Annotated in this window: 20 protein-coding genes; 6 read left to right on the forward strand and 14 right to left on the reverse strand. The window is 69.3% G+C overall.

Annotated features, from left to right (window positions below; genetic code table 11):
* Window positions 1-272: 272 nt before the first annotated feature.
* The 4 genes from QN245_RS12020 to surE are packed head-to-tail and all read right to left on the reverse strand — an operon-like array spanning window position 273 to window position 3,163.
* The gene (locus tag QN245_RS12020; RefSeq protein ID WP_317843282.1) at window positions 273-1,079 is read right to left on the reverse strand and encodes a peptidoglycan DD-metalloendopeptidase family protein; all 807 of its coding nucleotides are present in this window, start codon (window positions 1,077-1,079) and stop codon (window positions 273-275) included.
* Window positions 1,076-1,690: a YqaA family protein gene (locus tag QN245_RS12025; protein WP_160964919.1), complete on the reverse strand. Its 615-nt coding sequence runs from the start codon at window positions 1,688-1,690 to the stop codon at window positions 1,076-1,078. The genes QN245_RS12020 and QN245_RS12025 overlap by 4 nt, the downstream gene beginning before the upstream one ends.
* A gap of 19 nt (window positions 1,691-1,709) precedes the next feature.
* The gene (locus QN245_RS12030; protein WP_010341528.1) at window positions 1,710-2,387 is read right to left on the reverse strand and encodes a protein-L-isoaspartate(D-aspartate) O-methyltransferase; all 678 of its coding nucleotides are present in this window, start codon (window positions 2,385-2,387) and stop codon (window positions 1,710-1,712) included.
* Window positions 2,384-3,163, reverse strand: coding sequence for a 5'/3'-nucleotidase SurE (gene surE, locus QN245_RS12035; protein ID WP_160964921.1), 780 nt, complete (start codon window positions 3,161-3,163; stop codon window positions 2,384-2,386). The genes QN245_RS12030 and surE overlap by 4 nt, the downstream gene beginning before the upstream one ends.
* A 225-nt stretch (window positions 3,164-3,388) precedes the next feature.
* On the opposite strand from surE, the gene QN245_RS12040 reads away from it, so the two are divergent.
* The 5 genes from QN245_RS12040 to QN245_RS12060 all read left to right on the forward strand — a co-directional run bounded on the left by QN245_RS12040 (window position 3,389) and on the right by QN245_RS12060 (window position 9,413).
* A complete protein-coding gene (locus tag QN245_RS12040) occupies window positions 3,389-3,922 on the forward strand; it encodes a Smr/MutS family protein (protein ID WP_160964923.1) in 534 nt (177 codons plus the stop codon).
* 357 nt (window positions 3,923-4,279) lie between these two features.
* Window positions 4,280-5,350 (forward strand): VirK/YbjX family protein, encoded by a 1,071-nt coding sequence (locus QN245_RS12045; RefSeq protein ID WP_184643220.1) that lies wholly within the window; start codon window positions 4,280-4,282, stop codon window positions 5,348-5,350.
* Window positions 5,351-5,398: 48 nt separating this feature from the next.
* Complete coding sequence (locus tag QN245_RS12050) at window positions 5,399-5,947, forward strand: RNA polymerase sigma factor (RefSeq protein ID WP_184643222.1); 549 nt, start codon at window positions 5,399-5,401, stop codon at window positions 5,945-5,947.
* Window positions 5,947-6,915, forward strand: coding sequence for a FecR family protein (locus QN245_RS12055; RefSeq protein ID WP_317843283.1), 969 nt, complete (start codon window positions 5,947-5,949; stop codon window positions 6,913-6,915). Before QN245_RS12050 ends, QN245_RS12055 begins: the two co-directional genes overlap by 1 nt.
* A gap of 113 nt (window positions 6,916-7,028) precedes the next feature.
* Window positions 7,029-9,413: a TonB-dependent siderophore receptor gene (locus tag QN245_RS12060; protein ID WP_317843284.1), complete on the forward strand. Its 2,385-nt coding sequence runs from the start codon at window positions 7,029-7,031 to the stop codon at window positions 9,411-9,413.
* 28 nt (window positions 9,414-9,441) lie between these two features.
* Here QN245_RS12060 and truD read toward each other — a convergent pair whose 3' ends face one another.
* The 10 genes from truD to QN245_RS12110 all read right to left on the reverse strand — a co-directional run bounded on the left by truD (window position 9,442) and on the right by QN245_RS12110 (window position 17,499).
* Complete coding sequence (gene truD, locus QN245_RS12065; protein WP_317843285.1) at window positions 9,442-10,443, reverse strand: tRNA pseudouridine(13) synthase TruD; 1,002 nt, start codon at window positions 10,441-10,443, stop codon at window positions 9,442-9,444.
* Between the two features lie 44 nt (window positions 10,444-10,487).
* Complete coding sequence (gene ispF / locus QN245_RS12070) at window positions 10,488-10,991, reverse strand: 2-C-methyl-D-erythritol 2,4-cyclodiphosphate synthase (RefSeq protein WP_184448521.1); 504 nt, start codon at window positions 10,989-10,991, stop codon at window positions 10,488-10,490.
* Window positions 10,992-11,029: 38 nt separating this feature from the next.
* Window positions 11,030-11,500: a hypothetical protein gene (locus QN245_RS12075; RefSeq protein WP_317843286.1), complete on the reverse strand. Its 471-nt coding sequence runs from the start codon at window positions 11,498-11,500 to the stop codon at window positions 11,030-11,032.
* Window positions 11,500-12,198, reverse strand: a complete 699-nt coding sequence (gene ispD, locus QN245_RS12080; protein WP_425612865.1) for a 2-C-methyl-D-erythritol 4-phosphate cytidylyltransferase — start codon at window positions 12,196-12,198, stop codon at window positions 11,500-11,502. The genes QN245_RS12075 and ispD overlap by 1 nt, the downstream gene beginning before the upstream one ends.
* On the reverse strand, window positions 12,198-12,554 hold the full coding sequence (gene ftsB / locus QN245_RS12085; RefSeq protein WP_160964937.1) for a cell division protein FtsB: 357 nt from the start codon (window positions 12,552-12,554) through the stop codon (window positions 12,198-12,200). The genes ispD and ftsB overlap by 1 nt, the downstream gene beginning before the upstream one ends.
* A gap of 3 nt (window positions 12,555-12,557) precedes the next feature.
* Entirely contained in the window at window positions 12,558-13,850 is a 1,293-nt protein-coding gene (gene eno, locus QN245_RS12090; protein WP_160964939.1) for a phosphopyruvate hydratase, read from the reverse strand.
* 85 nt (window positions 13,851-13,935) lie between these two features.
* Window positions 13,936-14,289: a hypothetical protein gene (locus tag QN245_RS12095; protein ID WP_317843287.1), complete on the reverse strand. Its 354-nt coding sequence runs from the start codon at window positions 14,287-14,289 to the stop codon at window positions 13,936-13,938.
* A gap of 78 nt (window positions 14,290-14,367) precedes the next feature.
* Window positions 14,368-15,198 carry a 3-deoxy-8-phosphooctulonate synthase gene (gene kdsA / locus QN245_RS12100; RefSeq protein WP_184643229.1) on the reverse strand — a complete coding sequence of 277 codons (831 nt, stop codon included), beginning with the start codon at window positions 15,196-15,198 and terminating at the stop codon, window positions 14,368-14,370.
* A 245-nt stretch (window positions 15,199-15,443) separates the two neighbouring features.
* Window positions 15,444-17,108 (reverse strand): CTP synthase, encoded by a 1,665-nt coding sequence (gene pyrG, locus QN245_RS12105; protein WP_019799956.1) that lies wholly within the window; start codon window positions 17,106-17,108, stop codon window positions 15,444-15,446.
* Between the two features lie 136 nt (window positions 17,109-17,244).
* Window positions 17,245-17,499 carry a hypothetical protein gene (locus QN245_RS12110; protein WP_317843288.1) on the reverse strand — a complete coding sequence of 85 codons (255 nt, stop codon included), beginning with the start codon at window positions 17,497-17,499 and terminating at the stop codon, window positions 17,245-17,247.
* A gap of 165 nt (window positions 17,500-17,664) precedes the next feature.
* On the opposite strand from QN245_RS12110, the gene parE reads away from it, so the two are divergent.
* A complete protein-coding gene (parE, locus tag QN245_RS12115; protein WP_160964943.1) occupies window positions 17,665-19,554 on the forward strand; it encodes a DNA topoisomerase IV subunit B in 1,890 nt (629 codons plus the stop codon).
* The last annotated feature ends 78 nt before the right edge of the window (window positions 19,555-19,632 follow it).

The following is a 19,632-nucleotide window of genomic DNA, read 5'->3' on the forward strand; positions in this document are numbered from 1 at the left end:
CGCAAGCGGACGTCGCCGACGGTGCGGTCGCTCCTACAAGGACAAGATTGACGCGCCGCGGTTGAATGTCCTGCTCGCCCGGTGTCGCCGTCGTGGCGCATGCGTGATCGAAGCCCTCAGCCGACATTCGCTTGGGTAGGAGCGGCTTCAGCCGCGACCGGACATTCCTCGGCGCCTCCGGTCGCGGCTGAAGCCGCTCCTACAAACGCACCACAGATTGCGTACGCGCGCTGCGCCGGGCCGGGGATCCACCCAAGTAACGATGCGACCCGTTACTTCGGCGGCAAGTACAGCAGCGGGTCGACCGGCTTGCCGTTGTAGCGAATCTCGAAGTGCAACATGTCGCGGGCCGCGCCGCTGTGGCCCATCTCGGCGATCTGCTGGCCGGCCTTGACGTTCTGGCCCTCGTTGACCAAGCGCTTGCGGTTGTGGCCATAGGCCGACAGCCACTGTTCGTTGTGCTTGACGATGATCAGTTCGCCATAGCCGACCAGGCCGGCGCCGGAATAGACCACCACGCCGTCGGCCGCGGCGCGCACCGCTTCGCCGTTGCTGCCGCCGATGTCGATGCCTTGCTTGGTCGCCTCGCCGCCGACGAAGCGGCTGACCACCACGCCATCGGCCGGCCAACGCCATGAGAAGCCGCTGCTGACCGGCGCCGGGGCCGGCACAGCCGGCGGCCGGGCCGCGGCGCCAGCACCAGCGCCGGATGTCGGCGGCGGCGTCACCGGACCGCTACCCGGTCGCGCGGCCACTGCCCCACCCGGCGGATACAGCTTCAGCGACTGCCCCGGATAGATGGTGTATGGCGGCTGCAGGCCGTTCCAGCCCGCCAGGTCCTGCGGCGTGATGTTGTTGGCGCGGGCGATCGCGTACAGCGTGTCGCCGCGGCGCACGGTGGCGCTGACGCCGGGCTTGGGCACGGAGACCCGCGGCGCCGAAGCTGCAGCGCTGCCGCGCACGGGAGTACCGCCGGGCGTGCGTACCACCGTGGCGCTGCTGCAGGCGCCGAGCGCCACTGCGACCAGCATACCCAGGCCGCAACGCAGGCCGTTCCGCACCACCCGATCGACGCTCATCCGACCTTCGCTCTCCATATGACCCACACCACCAGCAACGCCAGGATCGCCGAGGCGACCCAGCCGAGCGGCTCGATCCAGCGGCGCAACGCGGCTTCCGCGCGCGGCCCGCCGAGGCGGATCGCCCCGGCCACCAGGTACACGCGCTTGCCGCGCCCCACCAGCATGCTCGCCAGGAACGGTAGCAGCGGCACTCCCACGATGCCTGAGGCCCAGGTGAATATCTTCAGCGGGATCGGGGTGAAACCGGCCAGCACCAGCAGCCAGAAGGCGCGCCACGGCGACTCGGCGATGACCTCGCGCAGGTGGTTCACCTGCGCATCGATCTTCTGCGTCCAGCCCAGCCATTCGATCAGCGGCTGCACCGCGGCGAAGGCGAAATGACCGAGCAGGTAGCCGATCACCGCGCCGGCCAGCGAGCCGGCCAGGCTCAGTGTGGCGAACCACAGCGCGCGGCGCGGCTGCGCCAGCGACATCGGTGCCAGCATCACCTCCGGCGGCACCGGGAACACGATGGCCTCGGCGAAACTGAGCCCGGTCAGCAGGGCCGGCGCGCGGCGATGCCGCGACCAGCTGATGGCACGTTCGTACAACGGCCCGAAAATCTTCATCCAGTGCAGCTCCGAGAGGTCAATCCAGCATGCCCGACAGCAACGGGACGAAGGTCACCGGCGCCAGGACGTCTTGTTCGATCTGGCCATCGGCCGCGCGGCGCAGGCGGATCAGCGATTGCGCGGACGGACCGCCGACCGGCGCCACCAGGCAGCCACCCGGGGCCAGCTGCTCGACCAGGGCATCGACCAGCGCCGGCGCCGCGGCGGTGACCACGATCGCATCGAAGGGGCCGTGCTCGGGCCAGCCGATGCGGCCGTCGTCGTGCTTGCTGCGCACGTTCATGCCGAGCTGGCGGAAGCGCTTGCGCGCCTGCCGCAGCAGGTCGCCGATGCGTTCGACGGTATGCACTTCCAGTCCCAGCGCGGCCAGGATCGCCGCCTGGTAGCCGGAGCCGGTGCCGACTTCCAGCACCTTTTTCGGCGCCGCTTCCAGCACCGTTTCGGTCATGCGCGCCACCACCCACGGTTGCGAGATGGTCTGGCCATGGCCGATCGGCAGCGCGGTGTCCTCGTAGGCGCGCGAGGCCAGCGCCTCGTCGATGAACAGATGCCGCGGCACGGTGCGCACGGCGTTGAGCACGCTCTCGTCGCGGATGCCGGCCTCGCGCAGGCGCTCGACCAGGCGGTCGCGCACGCGCTGCGAGGTCATGCCGATGCCGATGGCCTCCGGCTGCAGGCGCAACCGCGGGGTCATGCCGGGCGGTCCAGCGCGGCAGTCAGGCCGCCGACCCAACTGGCGACCTTTTCCAATGCCTGGTAGCGGGTCAGATCGACCTGGATCGGAGTAATCGAGATGAAACCGGTGCGCACCGCGTGGAAGTCGGTGCCGGGACCGGCGTCCTGTTCGCGCCCGGCCGGGCCGATCCAGTACACGGTGCCGCCGCGCGGGTCGGTCTGCGGCAGGCAGGGTTCGGAGCGGTGGCGATTGCCCAGCCGGGTGACCTCGAAGCCCTTGATCTCCTGCCACGGCAGGTCGGGCACGTTGACGTTGAGGATGGTGTCGGCGGGCAGCGGATCGGCCTTGAGCTGCGCCACGATCTCCACCGCCGCGCGCGCGGCGGTCTGGAAATGCTTGGGTTCGTGGTTGTGGGTGACCAGCGACACCGCCACCGCAGGCAGGCCGAGGAAGCGGCCTTCCATCGCCGCCGAGACGGTGCCGGAGTAGATCACGTCGTCGCCGAGATTGGCGGAATTGTTGATGCCGGAGACCACGATGTCCGGATCGAACTCCAGCATGCCGGTGAGCGCCAGATGCACGCAATCGGTGGGCGTGCCGGCGACGCTGCAGGTGTAGTGGTCGATGCGCTTGAGCCGGATCGGCAGATCCAGGGTCAGCGAATTGCTGGCGCCGGACCGGTCGCGGTCGGGTGCGACCACCGTCACTTCGTGGCCGGCGCCGCGCAACTGCTCGGCCAGCATGCGAATGCCGGGGGCGTCGACGCCGTCGTCGTTGCTCACTAATACGCGCATGGTGCTCCTCGAAAACCGGTGCATGATACCGGATGCGTCCGGTCAGGTCGCTGACGGCGGACCGGCGCTCGCGGCGTTGACCTTCGCGTGGGACGCTGCAGGCGTAGCGCTTGGCGATCCCGACGCGACTGCTGCGCGCAGGCAAGGCTGCGGCGCCCGACGTGCAGGTGCTGGCGGCGACGCCGCACTCACCTCAAACCGCGCGGCACGTTCTAAGCTGTGCGCATGGCGCATTCCGACGACGAAGACCCCGCCGCGCTGTTCCGCGCGGCCATCGGCAAGGTGGCCCCGCTCAACGCGACGCCGCCAGCCAATGCCAAGCCGCGCCCCAAGCCGCGCGCGCGCATGGCCGAGCGCGACGACGCCGAGGCGCAGGGCGAATTCCAGCGCCTGCTGCGCGATGCCGCACCGCTGGAAGCCGGCGATGTCGCCAGCTACCGGCGCGAGCACCTGCCGGCACGGGTGTTCCAGCGCCTGCGCAAGGGCCAGTTCTCGGCCCAGGACGAACTGGACCTGCACGGCGCCACTGCGGCGCAGGCCGAGGCGCTGCTGCGCCAGTTCCTGGCCGAGGCGCACGCGCACGAGTTCGGCTGCGTGCGTATCGTGCACGGCAAGGGCCTGCAATCGGGCGGCGTGCCGTTGCTGAAGAACCTGGTGGACCGCCTGCTGCGCCAGCGCAACGACGTGCTGGCCTTCCATTCGGCGCCGACCGCGCAAGGCGGCACCGGCGCGATGCTGGTGCTGCTGGCGCGGCGCTGAGCGGCACGCAGTCCCGGGCATAAAGGCGCTCGGCCCGGGGAAGCAAACTGCGCACCGGCCAAGATCGCGGGCGCCGGATCGTCTCTACGCGAATCCTGCACCGCGCACTGACCTGTAAGGCCCGTGTAGGAGCGGCTTCAGCCGCGACCGGCGTGAACGGGAAAGCCCCGTCGCGGCTGAAGCCGCTCCTACGTCAGCGCATGCACGTGATGTCACGCGCACCCACGCCCCGCCCGACCCCGGCCCGGTCGGGCCAGGACGCTGGTTGCACGACCGACCACTTCCCATACGGGTGCATTTCAATTTTCGCGCGCTGAAACGTCTTGTCAGAGAGTACCGCCCCTCTGCGAGCCGAACGTGACCGAAGCAACCACCGACTTCTTCCTGCAACCCACTGATCTGGTGGACGTTTCGGCGGGTGCCGCCGCGTTCGAAACGATGTCGACTCCCCTGGCCCGGCCGGCGCCGTCGCCGTCCCGGTCGAGCGGCACGACCGCACCGCCCCGCTGGTGGCCGCTGTTCCTGGCGTCGTTTCAGGGGCGGACCGACTGGCACGGCAACCGCCTGCAGCGCGGGATCAAGGCGGCCAAGTACCTGCTGCGTGCATTGAGCATGCCGACCGAGCACGGCCGTTTCCTCGACGCACTGCGCCGCGACCCGCGGATGCGCGGCTACGCCGAGCGCGATCCGCGCCTGCTCGAGCGCCACCTGCACCGTTTCGTCAACACCCGCTGGAGCAGCGCGGAGCGGTTGCGCCACCTCCGGCAGCACTATCGACTGATGCTCGATCGCCTGCCCGCCGCGTTGTTCGATGCCATCTACCGGCAAGGCCAGGCGGACCTGGGGACGCTGCCATTGCAAGATGGCAGCGCGCTGACGTTGTCCCTGCTGCCGCCGGCGCCGATGAGTTGCGAGGGCGAACTGTGGCTGCAGCTCAGCGACACGGCGCGGCGCCCGCTGTATCGCCTGGTGCTGACCGTGACCAGTGACGACGCCCATCCGACTGTGCTGATCGGCTGCCTGCAAGGCCCCAGCGGCGGCGATGCCCGGGACGTGGTGCGGACACTCACCAAGCAGATGCATGGGCTGCGCCCCAAGCAACTGATGCTGGCGCTGGCCTATGCCTTCGCCGAGCGCATCGGTGCGCGCGGTATCCGCGCCATCGGCAATGCGGCGCATCCACTGCAGCGCAAGCGGCAGGTGTTCCTGGCCGACTACGACGCGTTCTGGACCGAACAGGGCGCCGCACCCGGCGCCGACGGCTGGTTCGAGCTGCCGCCGACACCACCACGCAAGAGCGTGGCGGACGTACCCAGCCAGCACCGCTCGGCGTTTCGCCGCCGCGAGGCGTTGCGGGCGCATGCGGAAGGTCTGCTGGCCGCGGCGCTGCCGGCCACCTGCGGTGCGGCGTCGCGTGACGGCCAGTGAGCCTGGCTATACTGCCGCGGCCGCTTCCTTCCAGGAACACCAGCAGTCGTGAGCCGGGCCGAGCACACCGAGGGCGCGCCGTCGCCGGAGCAGGCGCCTGCGCACCACGTCGACGCGTTGTTCAAGGAACATCACCGCGCCCTGCTCGCCTTCCTGCACTGCAAGCTCGGCTCGATGGCGGACGCGCAGGACGTGGCGCAAGAGGCGTACATGCGCATCATGACGCTTGAGCGCCAGGACGCGCTGGCATCGCCGCGCGCCTACCTGTTCCATGTCGCCTCCAACCTGGCGGTGGACCGGCTGCGCATGCGCAAGGTTCGCGAGCATGCGGCCGTGGAGCTGCCGGAGCACGACCTGCCGCTACCGCCGATTCCGGAGCGGCACGCCACGGCCAGCGAGCAGTTGCGCGAGCTGACCCAGGCACTGAAGGAACTTCCCACCAAGACCAGCCGCGCCTTCGTGCTGCACGTGATCGAAGGCAAGGACTTCAGCATGATCGCCAAGGCGATGAACGTGAGCGAACGGATGGTCCGCTACCATGTGGCCAACGCGCTCGCGCATTGCCGCAAACGCTTCGACGAAGCGGAGATTCCGTAATGGACAGCGGCATCGACCAACACATCCTCGAGGACGCCGCGCGCTGGTGGACCCTGCTGCGCGAACCCGACGGCAACGAGGACACTATCGCGCGCTGGCTGGACTGGACCGCGGCCGACCCGCGGCATCTGCAGGCATTCGAACGGATCAACGCGCTAGGCGGCGACCTGGCAACGCTGGACGCAGCCGCGCGGGACCAGGTGGTACGCCAGTTCGCGCCGCCGCGCTCGCGCTGGCGGCCGCTGCAGGTGGCGGCCTGCGTGGGCGTGCTCGCGCTCGGCGGTGCCCTGGCCTGGCGGCAGCTGAGCACGCCGCCGGTCACCCAGGTCTACAGCAGCGCGACCAACCGCCACCGGGACATCGTGCTGGCGGACGGCTCGAAGATCGCGCTCGGCGGTGCGTCGCGGCTGAGCACCCGGTTCAGCGCCGCGCAGCGCCACGTGGACCTGATCGCCGGCGAGGCCTTCTTCGACGTGGCGCATCACGCCGGGCGTCCGTTCGTGGTCGACGCCGGCGGCGTGTCGATCCTGGACGTGGGCACCGCCTTCGATGTCAGCCGCGACGGCAACCGCGTCGAGGTCGCGGTCACCGAAGGACGGGTTCGCATCTACGGCGCCGGCCAGGTGCCGGCCGACGGCAGCGGCGGGCTGGAAGCGGTGGCCGGCCAGCGGGTGTCCTACGATCCGGCCAAGCCGGCCCTGCAGGTCAGCCGGATCGACGTGGAGCAGGCCACCGCCTGGCGCGATCACCGGCTGGAATTCGTCGATACGCCGCTGGACACGGTGATCGCCCGGGTCAACCGCTACAGCGACCGCCCGCTGCGCCTGGCCGACCCGGCGCTTGCGCGGCTGAGCTTCACCGGCACCGTCGACACCCGGGCGACCGCACAGTGGATCGAGGCCTTGCCGCAGGTCTTCCCGCTGCAGGTGCGCCAGGACAAGGACGAGATCGTGCTGAGCCGCCGCTAGGCGATGCCGGTCGCCACCGCGGTCCCGCCGAGGCGGCGGCCGCGTCGGTCCGGCACCGCGTCGGCGATGCCACGCGTGGCATAATCCGCGCTTCCGCTGGGGGGCGACGGGCAGTGCGTGGGCTGAGGCGACTGATCATCTGCGGCAGCCTGGCACTGCAGCTCGTACCCTGGAACCGTGCCCTCGCCGCCCCGGCGTCCGAGGCACGGCAGATCGCCTTCTCGATCCCGCCGCAGGCGCTGTCCACGGCGCTGATCGCGTACGGCAAGCAGGCCAACGTGCAGGTGCTCACCGCCAGCCCGACCCTGGCCGGGCTGCGCAGCGACGGGCTGCAAGGCGTCTTCACCCCGGACGCGGCGCTGCAGCACCTGCTGCAGTCGAGCGGCCTCGCCTACCGCGTGCTCGATGCGAACACCGTGGCCATCACGCCCGCCGCGCCGGCGCCGGCCGACCCTGCCGATACCGCCGATGCGCATCGCGCCGGCACGCCGCCCAAGCTGCTGGAACAGGTCGATGCCGCGGCGCTGAGCGAGCGCGCCATGGGCGACGTGCCCGCGTACGCCAGCGACGCGCTGCGCTATGCCGCCGACTCCATCGCGGTGCCGCAGTCGGTGAACGTGGTCGCCCCGCATCTGTTGGCCTCGCAACAGGTGCGCACCGTCGCCGACGCCCTGCGCAACGTGGCCAGCGTGCAGCAGATCGAAAACCCGTTGCGCGCGCCGCTGTTCAAGATCCGCGGCATCTACACCGGCAACGGCATGACCGACGGGATGCCGAACAGCTTCGTCGGGATCGGCGGCTATCCTCCGATGATCGGCGTGGAGCGGGTCGAAGTGCTCAAGGGCCCGGAATCGATCCTCGGCGACAGCAACGGCGGCGACATGAGCGGACTGATCAACGTCGTCACCAAGCAGCCGCTGCGCAGGCCGCAGCGCGAACTGAGCTATGTCCTCGGCGACCGCGGCGACGTGCAGGCCGGACTCGATGCGACCGGGCCGATCGGCGCCACGCCGCTGAGCTACCGGCTCGTCGTCTCCGGCCAGCACGCCGATGCCACGGCGCAGGGCTACGGTCCGCGCAACGCCGCCTACCTGGCGCCGTCGATCGCCTGGCAGGGCGACAGCAACCGTCTGGTGCTCGGCATGCAGCGCGTGACCGACCGCGAGCCGGCCGCCGACCACGCACTGCTGCTGCGCAACCGCGTCTCGGCGATGACGCCCCGGACCTTGCGCCTGGGCAATCCGCAGGACCACACCGCCTACCGCACCCAGCGCGCCTACTACCTGTTCGACCAGCGGCTCAGCGACCGCTGGCAACTGCGCAGCCGCGGGCAGTACGTGCACCAGGCGGTCGACGCGCGCAACTGGGGCATGTTGTCGCCTTCGCCGACCGGCCTGGTCCGTGCCTATGCCGAGGTCTATCGCAACGAAACGGCGTATTACACCGTGCAGAACGACCTGGTCGGTAGCTTCGGCGACGGGCCGCTGCGGCAGACCGTGACCCTGGGCGTGGACTACACGCGCGCACGCCTGGGCAGCAGCGATTACTTCATCCGGATGCACCGCAACCGCTACGACGTCTTCGGCAACGAGCGGCTAGGGCCGGTGCACTGGCCGCATTCGCAACGCGGGATCCTGCATTACCCCGGCAGCCCCTGGTCGAGCCGCAGCGGCCTGCTGCTGCAGGACCAGATCAGCGCGGGCGAACGCTGGGACGTGTTGCTGGCACTGCGCCGCTCCGCGTACGAGATTTCCAACTACGACGCCAAGGGCAAGCTGCGCCAGTTGCGCCGGCGCCGCTGGGTGCCCAACGTCGGCGTGGTCTACAAGCTGAGCCCGGAGGCGTCGCTGTACGCCAGCACCATGAACGGCTTCGCGCCGAGCGCGGTGCTCGGCAGGAACGGCCGGCCGCTGCCGCCCGCGTTGTCGCGACAGGTGGAGGTGGGGGCGAAGGTCGATCTGTTCGACCACCGCGCCCGGCTCAACGTCGCGTATTACCAGATCACCGTCGACCGCAGCTTCGATCTGGTGCTTGCGCATCCGTCGTATTTCGCCAAGCCGATCGACAGCCAAAGCAACCACGGGCTCGACCTGGATTTCGTCGGCGCGCTCGCCCCCGGCCTGGAATTGAGCAGCAGCCTGGCGCTAGCCCGCATCGGCCGGCGCGACGGCACGCCCACCACCGGCGTTCCGCGCACGCGCTTCACCCTATGGAGCAGTTATCAGTTCCAGGACAGCCGCTGGAGCGGCTGGGGCGTGGCCGGCGGCATCCTGGCGCGCGATCACACCCTCGGCCGACGCCTGGCCGGCGGCTACTTCAAGATCCCAGGGCAGGCCAGCGTGGACGCGAACGTGTCCTACCACACCGAGACCTGGGGCGTGACCGTGGGCATGCGCAACGTCTTCGACCGGCGACTGTATGCCGACGAGTTCGACGAGACCTTCGTGCCGCTAGCGGATGGCCGCAGCCTGCTCCTGAGCGGCGCCTACCGGTTCTAGCGCGCATCGCAGGACTTGCGTGCCGCGCTCAGGCCTCGGTGGACGCCTGCGGCGCCTCCTCGACCTGGCCGAGTTCGTGCAGCAGCGCCGTGGCGTAGCTGCCCGGCGGCAACGCGAAGCGCAGCTCCAGCGCGTCGCCCTGCCCGTCGAGCCAGCGCCACTGCAGGTCCGCCACACGCAGGCGCGTCGCCCGCCGCTCCTGTTTCAGCCCTTCGCGCTCCAGACCGTCACGCAGGCGCAGCGCGACCGCCTCGTCCAGCGCTGCCAGTTCCAGTGCACGCGCCGCCTCGGCGCTGCGCAGTTCGCCGGCGCCCCACAGCGGCGCGGACGGATGGATGTCGAAGCGCTGCAGACGTTCGGCCAGCGCCTCCGACCACGGCTCCGGACCGAACACGCTGCGGCTGCCATCGAGCATCCACACTTCGCCGTCCAGCGCGCTGTCCCAGTTGCCGGCAGCCACGCGCGCGGCCAGCACCCGGTTGAACAGCTCCGAACGGGCCGCGGACAACAGCAGCGAGCGTTGCTCGCGGCGCACCCGGCGGCCACCGAACATCGCCAGCGCGGCGCCGACGTTGCCGCCGTCGCGGCCGAAGCGCTGCTCACCGAACCAGTTTGGAATCCCGCGTGCGGCGATCTGCGCCAGTCGCGCATCGATCGCCTCGCGCTCGCCGCGCACCTCGCGCAGCACCAGCACGAAGCCGTTGCCGGCCAGTGCGCCACGCGGCAGCTTGCGGTTGTGCCAGTGCGACTCCAGCACCTGCAGATCCGCGTCCTGCAGGCTCTCCAGTGCTGGCGCCACGCGCTTGGGCAGATGCACCGAGAAGCGCTGGGTAGTGACCGCATGGCGGTCCTTCATGCCTGCATAGCCGATCGCCAGTTCCGCGACTCCGGCCCACTGCGCCAGGCGGCGCGCGGCGAAGGCGGTGTTCATGCCGCGCTTGCGCACCGTCAGCAACAGGTGCTCGCCCTCGCCGCTGGGCGCGAACGCGGGCAGCTCGTCGACCTGGAAATCCTCCGCGCTGCTACGCATGCGCGCCTGCAACGGCGCGGCGCCGTACGCGCGCGGCAACTCGCTCACAGTGCCACCAACAGGGCCACGGCCTGCGCCGCGATGCCTTCGCCGCGGCCGGTGAAGCCGAGCCTCTCGCTGGTCGTTGCCTTGACGCTGACGCAGTCCAGTTCGACCTGCAGCAGCGCCGCCAGGCGTTCGCGCATCGCCTGCGCGTGCGGGCCGACCTTGGGCCGTTCGCAGATCACGGTGACGTCGGCATTGCCCAGGCGCCAGCCGCGCGCATGCAGCAGGCTCACGCAGTGATCGAGGAACTGCGCGCTGTCGGCGCCCTTCCAGCGCGGATCGGACGGCGGGAAATGCTGGCCGATGTCGCCCAACGCCAGCGCGCCGAGCAAGGCATCGCAGAGGGCGTGGATCACCACGTCGCCATCGCTGTGGGCGAGCACGCCGCGCTCATGCGCCACGCGGACGCCGCCGAGCATGATGTGGTCGCCCTCGCCGAAGGCATGGACGTCGTAGCCCTGGCCGATGCGGAAGGGAGGAGCAGAAAGGGAATCGTGTGACATGGGAATCCTGTTCGTGGAGCGCCGACGCCGTCTGGCGGTCAGACGCCAGGGTGCAGCGTGCGCAGGTAAACCGGCAGGGCCTCGGACGCCGGCAGCGCGTCGTCTTCCGCGTCCGTTGCGCCCCACTGCGGGTTGAGCCAGTCGGCCTGGACGATGCGCTCGGCGATCGCAGGCAACGGCATCTGCCGGATCGGCACACGGAACGGCAGGCGGCCGTGCGCCGACGACACCAGGCTGAAGCGCAGCTGCCGCGCCTGCCCGTCGTGCCAGCAGTAGAAGGTCATCGCCGGCGCCGCCTGCATGCGCAGCGTAGCCTGGCGATGCTCGGCGACCGCCTCCACGAACCGCGCCACGCTCGCCACGTCGATCCCCGCGGATCGAGCGTCGCGTGGCGAGAACGCCCACAGGTTGGCCTGGGCCTCGTGCTGGATGTCGTCGCCATCGATCGCGATCGCAACGTCCGCGGCCTGCTGCAGCCAGGCCTGTCCCACCGCATCTTCGAACCGCATCAGCCGCTCTGCCGCTGGAACAGTTCGAACTCGAACCGCGCCAGGTCGGCCGGCGTGGTGACCTTGAAATTGTCCTCGGCGCCCTCGACCAGCAGCGGGCGCAGTCCCAGCAACTCCATCGCCATCGCGTCGTCGGTGACCTCGACGCCGGCCGCGGCAGCCTGCTCCAACGCGCGACTCAGCTGCATGCGCCGGAACAGTTGCGGGGTCAGCGCGCGCCACAGGCGCTCGCGTGGTTCGGTGCGGTCGATGCCGCCGTCGTCGCCGGCGCGCTTGAGCGTGTCGCGTACCGGCGCGGCCAGGATCGCACCGACCGGATCGCCGCGCCCCGCCTCCAGCAGCCGGTCCAGGTCGGACAGCGCCAGATTCGGCCGCGCCGCATCGTGCACCAGCACGAAATCGTCCGCCTTCACCGACTCCGGCAAGGCGTGCAGCGCAGCCAGCACCGAGCCGGCACGGCTGCCGGCGCCCAGGCAGGTCAGCACCGGCTTGCCGGCCAGTTCGGTCCAGCCCGGCCACTGCGCATCGTCCACGCTCAGCGCGACCATCGCCCCGGCCACCGCCGGATGCGCCAGCAGCGCTTCCAATGCATGCGCCAACAACGTGCGCCCGCCCGCCTGCAGGTACTGCTTGGGCGTGGGGCTGCCGAAACGGGTGCCGCGGCCAGCCGCTGGGACCACGGCCCAGACCGTGGCCATCAGGGTTGCTCGCTCGGCGCGGGGGGCGTCGCCTGCTCGCCCGGCACGGTGCCGGCCGAGGCCGGAGGCACCGGCGCGTTTTCGACCACGCGGTAGAACTTTTCGCCCGGTTTGATCATGCCCAGTTCGCTACGCGCGCGCTCCTCGATCGCCGCCTCGCCGTCCTTGAGATCCTTGACCTCGGCGGCGAGCGCGGCGTTGCGTTGCTGCAGTCCTTCGTTGTCGCGCTTCTGGTGCTCGACCTGACTTTCGAGCACCAGCACTTCGCCGGAATTCCCCGGACCGAGCCAGAAGCGGTACTGCAGCCACGCCAGCAGTCCCGCCAGCACCAGCAGCAGCCAGCGCCAGTTGCGCACGGCTTATCGCTTGAGCGAGACGAAAGCGTCACGCCCCGCGTAGCGCGCGGCGCTGCCGAGCGCTTCCTCGATGCGCAGCAGCTGATTGTACTTGGCCACGCGATCGCTGCGGCACAGCGAGCCGGTCTTGATCTGGGTGGCGGTGGTGGCCACGGCGATGTCGGCGATGGTGGTGTCCTCGGTCTCGCCGGAACGATGCGAGACGATGGCCGCGTAGCCGGCCTTGTCGGCCATGGCGATGGCTTCCAGGGTCTCGGTCAGGGTGCCGATCTGGTTGACCTTGATCAGGATCGCGTTGGCGGTGCCGGACTCGATGCCCTGCTTGAAGATCTTCGGGTTGGTCACGAACAGGTCGTCGCCGACCAGTTGCACCTTGCTGCCGATCCGGTCGGTGAGCAGCTTCCAGCCGGCCCAGTCGTCCTCGGCCAGGCCGTCCTCGATGCTGACGATCGGGTACTGCGCGGCCCAGTCGGCGAGGAAGTCGACGAACTGCTCGCTGGTCAGGCGCTTGCCCTCGCCCACCAGGTGGTACTTGCCGTTGTCGTAGAACTCGCTGGAGGCCACGTCCAGACCCAGCAGCACGTCCTCACCGGCGGTGTAGCCGGCCTTGCCGATCGCTTCCAGGATGGTATCCAGCGCTTCGACGTTGCTGCGGAAGTCCGGGGCGAAGCCGCCTTCGTCGCCGACCGCAGTGGACAGGCCGTGGCCCTTCAGCACCGACTTCAGCGCGTGGAAGATCTCGGTGCCGGCGCGCAGCGCCTCGGAGAACGAGGCGGCGCCGACCGGCAGCACCATGAATTCCTGGAAATCGACGTTGTTGTCGGCATGCGCACCGCCGTTGATGATGTTCATCATCGGCACCGGCAGCGCCAGGTTGGCGGTGTTGCCCGCGGCCAGCGACTGCCACAGCGGCTGCTTGCGCGAGGCGGCGAGCGCGTGTGCATTGGCCAGCGAGACGCCGAGCAGCGCGTTGGCGCCGAGGCGGCCCTTGTTCTCGGTGCCGTCCAGGTCGATCAGGCGGCGGTCCAGGCCCTGCTGGTCGGCGGCGTCGAAGCCTTTCAGCGCGCCGGCGATGGTGGTGTTGACGTTCTCCACCGCCTTGCGCACGCCCTTGCCCAGGTAACGGGTCTTGTCGCCGTCGCGCAGCTCGACCGCTTCCTTGGTGCCGGTGGACGCGCCCGAGGGCACCGCGGCACGACCGAACGAACCGTCCTCCAGGATGACATCGGCTTCCAGCGTGGGATTGCCGCGGCTGTCGAGGATTTCACGGGCGTGGATGCTGCGGATCGTACTCATGGGCGGGCCGGTTACCTGTAGGAAGAGGGGGGAAACGAATGCCGACTGATTATCCCCGGCCGCCCGTTGCTTGCCAAATGCCGCCTCAGCCGAGGCGCACCGCGCCCAGCGGGATCCCGCCGAGGAACAGCAGGATCAGGACCAGCATCGCCAGCAGCAGGCCGGCGGCGATGCCGGCCAGGACGCGGCCGCGCCGCAGCGCCCAGCCCAGTGCGGCGGCGATCAGGGTGCCGAGCGCGGCGACCGCCAGCACCAGCAGGCCGCCGACGATCCAGGGCTGCATGGCCAGGATGCCGTAATCGCCGTCGCCGGGCGCACCGATCGCGCGCCTGAACGCGAACAGCACCACGCCCAATGCCGCCCAGGCCAGCAGCGACAGCAACAGCGCACACAGCCCCCAGGAGCGGGAGCGGATCTGGCCGCGCGGGCTCACCTGCATCCCACTGCGCCAGAACGCGTCCGGCAGGACATTTCCCGCCAGGCGTCGCACGGATGCCGCGGCTGCACAACCGGGGTCTCACGCGAAGCGCGAGAACCCGTGCTTCTTGGTGACCGCGTCCAATTCCATCAGCGTTTCCAGCAGCGCTTCCATCTGGTCCAGCGGCCATGCGTTGGGGCCATCGGACAGCGCCTTGGACGGATCCGGGTGGGTCTCGGCGAACAGACCGGCCACGCCCACGGCCACCGCCGCGCGCGCCAGCACCGGCACGAACTCGCGCTGGCCACCGGAACTGCCGCCCTGCCCGCCCGGCAACTGCACCGAATGGGTCGCGTCGAACACCACCGGGCAGCCGGTCTCGCGCATCACGCTCAGCGAGCGCATGTCGCTGACCAGGTTGTTGTAGCCGAAGCTGGCGCCGCGCTCGCAGACCATGATCTGCTCGTTGCCGGTGGATTTGGCCTTGTCCACCACCGGCTTCATGTCCCAAGGCGACAGGAACTGGCCCTTCTTGATGTTGACCGGCTTGCCGGCGGCGCACACGTTCTTGATGAAATCGGTCTGTCGCACCAGAAACGCCGGAGTCTGCAGCACGTCCACCACCGCCGCCACCTCGTGCATCGGCGTGTACTCGTGCACGTCGGTCAGCACCGGCACGCCGATCTGCGTCTTCACCGCCTCCAGCACCTTCAGCCCTTCTTCCAGGCCCGGGCCGCGGAAGCTGGTGCCGGAGGTGCGGTTGGCCTTGTCGAAGCTGGACTTGAAGATGAAGTTGATGCCCAGCCGGCCGGTGATCTCCTTGAGCCTGCCGGCGACGTCGAGCTGCAGCTGCATCGACTCGATCACGCACGGGCCGGCGATCAGGAACAACGGCTGGTCCAGGCCAACGTCGAAGCCACACAGTTTCATTGGATCACCTATCGGTTGAGCGACGCCCAGTCGGGCGCGAGATTGGGGCGAGATTACTCCCCTCTGCCATCGGCGGGGGTCGGGGTGAGAGTCCGGACGAAGCCCCTGGAATCAAGCCCCTCTCCCGCCGGGAGAGGGGTTGGGGTGAGGGTGCGGGCGAAGCCTAGGGAACTCAAACTGCACAAGGCTTCGCCCGCACCCTCATCCGGCGCTGCGCGCCACCTTCTCCCGAAGGGAGAAGGAAGTTACGCGCGCGCTTCCTTCAACAGCTTGCCGCCAGCCTTGCGCTCGCGCGCAGCCCGCACGAAGCCGATGAACAGCGGGTGGCCATCGCGCGGCGTGGAAAGGAACTCCGGGTGCGCCTGGCAGGCCAGGAACCACGGGTGCGTCTCGCGCGGCAGCTCCACCATCTCCACCAGGGTGTCGTCCATCGACTTGGCGGCGATCACCAGGCCGGCGTCCTCCAGCTGGGTGCGGTAGCGGTTGTTGAACTCGTAGCGGTGGCGATGGCGCTCGGCCACCACGTCCTTGCCATACAACTCGCGCGCCAAGGTGCCCGGCTTGAGCCGCTGCTCCTGCAGGCCCAGGCGCATGGTGCCACCGAGGTCGGACTTCTCGTCGCGTTTCTCGACATCGCCGCTGGCAGTACGCCATTCGGTGATCAGGCCGATCACCGGGTAAGGCGACTGCCGGTCGTTCTCGGTGCTGTTGGCCGCATCCAGACCGGCCACATGCCGCGCGTAGTCGACCACCGCGGCCTGCATGCCGTAGCAAATGCCGAAGTACGGCACGCCGTGCTGGCGCGCGTAGCGCGAGGTCAGCACCTTGCCTTCGAAGCCGCGGTCGCCGAAGCCGCCCGGCACCAGAATGCCGTCCACGTCGGCCAGCGCCGCCATGTCGCTGCCTTCCAGGTCCTGCGCTTCCAGCCACTTCAGGTTGACCTTGGTGCGCTGGCGCAGGCCGCCGTGCTTGAGCGCCTCGCCAACCGACTTGTAGGCATCCTGATGGTCCACGTACTTGCCGACCACGGCGATGGTGACCTCGTCGAGCGGATGCTTGATCGCGTCGACCACCGCTTCCCACTCCGACAGGTTGGCCGCGCCGACCTTGTCGCGCAGCTTGAACTGCTCGATGACGATCTCGTCCAGGCCCTGCCGGTGCAGTTCCAGCGGCATGCCGTAGAGCACGTCGATGTCGGCGGCGCTGATCACCGCGCGCTCGGAGACGTTGGTGAACAACGCGATCTTGCGCCGCTCCGAATCCGGGATCGCCTGCTCCGAGCGGCACAGCAGCACGTCCGGCTGGATGCCGATCGAGCGCAGTTCCTTGACCGAATGCTGGGTCGGCTTGGTCTTCAACTCGCCGGCCGCGGCGATGTACGGCACCAGGGTCAGGTGCATGAACATGGCCTTCTCGGCGCCGCGCTCGGTACGCACCTGACGGATCGCCTCCAGGAACGGCAGCGACTCGATATCGCCGACGGTGCCGCCGATCTCGACCAGGGCCACGTCGTAGCCGGCGGTGGCTTCATCCACGCAGCGACGGATCTCGTCGGTGATGTGCGGAATCACCTGCACGGTGGCGCCGAGGTAGTCGCCGCGGCGCTCCTTGCGGATCACGTTCTCGTAGATGCGCCCGGTGGTGACCGAATTCTTGCGCGACAACCGCGTGCGCACGAAGCGCTCGTAATGCCCCAGGTCCAGATCGGTTTCGGCGCCGTCGTCGGTGACGTACACCTCGCCGTGCTGGAACGGGCTCATCGTGCCCGGGTCGACGTTGATGTAGGGGTCCAGCTTCATCATCGTGACCGACAGGCCACGTGCTTCGAGAATGGACGCAAGCGAAGCGGCCGCGATGCCCTTGCCAAGCGAGGACACTACGCCGCCGGTAACGAAGATCAGGGGGGTCATGGCTCAAAGGCCTCCCGGAAAGCCATAGTTTAACGGGTGAAGCGGATTTGCCCAAGCGCTTTCGCGCAACAGCCGCCCCACAAAAAGCGACGCCCCGGGCGACCGGGGCGTCGTGTGCAGGAAACCGTGCGCAGGCTCAGGGCTTGCGCGCTTCCTCTTCCTCTTCCTTCTTCGGCGCGGCCGCATCCTTGCCGGCCTTGTGCTCGGCGGCCGCGGCGGCGCGGCGCTTGGCCTTGGCGTCGGCCTCGGCCTTTTCCTTGGCGACCTGCGCCTCGTAGGCGGCGGCACCGGAGGCGGCCGGATCGGCGCTCTGCGCCTGGGCCATCACGACCGGCACGGCCACCGCGGCGGCGACCAGGGCGGCCAGGGTCAACAGCTTGCGAACGTTCATGGCGGACTCCTTTGGGACGTGCGACGAAGATGTGGGCGACGTCGCGGTTTTTCCAGGGTCAGCGTAGCGCGGCGCCGCCGCACCTGCCCTGAACACCGGCGACGTGCAAAAAACGGCCGCAGACCGCACACTTCCGGATCTGCTTCGCGCCACCTGCTGAGACGCATGAATACCCGCTACAACGCCGCCGACATCGAAGTTCTCTCTGGCCTGGACCCGGTCAAGCGCCGGCCCGGCATGTACACCGACACCGCACGGCCAAACCATCTGGCGCAGGAAGTCATCGACAACGCCGTGGACGAGGCGCTGGCCGGCCACGCCCGGCACATCGAGGTGACGCTGTACAAGGACGGCAGTTGCGAGGTGTCCGACGACGGCCGCGGCATGCCGGTGGACATCCATCCGGAAGAGAAGATCTCCGGCGTCGAACTGATCCTGACCCGGCTGCACGCCGGCGGCAAGTTCAGCGACCGCAACTACACCTTCAGCGGCGGTCTGCACGGCGTCGGCGTCAGCGTGGTCAATGCGCTGTCCAATCGGGTGGAACTGTTCATCAAGCGCGAAGGCAACGAGTACCGCATGGCCTTCGCCGATGGCCACCCCGCCTCCAAGCTGGAGATCGTCGGCAGCGTCGGCAAGAAGAACACCGGCACCCGGCTGCGCTTCTGGCCGGACCCGAAGTATTTCGACACGCCGAAGTTCGCGGTGCGCGCGCTGCGCCACCTGCTGCGCGCCAAGGCGGTGCTATGCCCCGGGCTGACGGTCAAGCTGCACGACGAAGCCACCGGCGAGCAGGACACCTGGTACTTCGAGGACGGCCTGCGCGACTACCTGCGCGGCGAACTCGCCGAGCGCGAACTGCTGCCGGCCGAGCTGTTCGTCGGCAGCCTGAAGAAGGACCGCGAGATCGTCGACTGGGCGGTGGCCTGGGTGGTGGAAGGCGAGCTGGTGCAGGAAAGCTACGTCAACCTGATCCCCACCGCGCAGCACGGCACCCACGTCAACGGCCTGCGCAGCGGCCTCACCGACGCGCTGCGCGAGTTCTGCGATTTCCGCAATCTGCTGCCGCGCGGCGTGAAGCTGGCGCCGGAAGACGTGTGGGACCGCGTCGCGTTCGTGCTGTCGCTGAAGATGACCGACCCGCAGTTCAGCGGCCAGACCAAGGAACGCCTGTCCTCCCGCCAGGCCGCCGGCTTCATCGAAGGCGCCGCGCACGATGCCTTCAGCCTGTGGCTGAACCAGAACGTGGAGACCGGTACGCGCATCGCGCAGATCGCCATCGATCGCGCCAGCGCGCGGCTGAAGACCGAGAAGCAGATCGTGCGCAAGAAGGTCACCCAGGGTCCGGCGCTGCCGGGCAAGCTGGCCGACTGCATCAGCCAGGACCTGTCGCGTACCGAACTGTTCCTGGTCGAGGGCGACTCGGCAGGCGGCAGCGCCAAGCAGGCCCGCGACAAGGATTTCCAGGCGATCCTGCCGCTGCGCGGCAAGATCCTCAATACCTGGGAAGTGGCCTCCGGCAGCGTGCTGGCCTCGGAGGAAGTGCACAACCTGGCGATCGCGATCGGCTGCGACCCAGGCAAGGAGGAGATCGACGGCCTGCGCTACGGCAAGGTGGTGATCCTGGCCGACGCCGACTCCGACGGCCTGCACATCGCGACCCTGCTGACCGCGCTGTTCCTGCGCCACTTCCCCGCCCTGGTGCGCGCCGGCCACGTGTTCGTGGCGATGCCGCCACTGTTCCGCGTGGACGTGGGCAAGCAGGTGTTCTATGCGCTGGACGAGGAAGAGAAGCGCTCGCTGCTGGACAAGATCCAGCGCGAGAAGATCAAGGGCCAGGTCAGCGTGACCCGCTTCAAGGGCCTGGGCGAGATGAATCCGCAGCAGCTGCGCGAATCCACCATCCACCCGGACACCCGGCGCCTGGTGCAACTGACCGTGGACGACGGCGACCAGACCAGCTCGCTGATGGACATGCTGCTGGCCAAGAAGCGCGCCGGCGACCGCAAGCAGTGGCTGGAGACCAAGGGCGACCTGGCGTCGCTGGAGGTCTGAGCGGCTGCAGGCGCCACCGCTCGCCTCCGTCGTAGGAGCGGCTTCAGCCGCGACAGGGCTTTCCCGACAACGCCGGGT

The sequence above is a fragment of the Xanthomonas rydalmerensis genome, assembly GCF_033170385.1.
Lineage (GTDB): Bacteria > Pseudomonadota > Gammaproteobacteria > Xanthomonadales > Xanthomonadaceae > Xanthomonas_A > Xanthomonas_A rydalmerensis.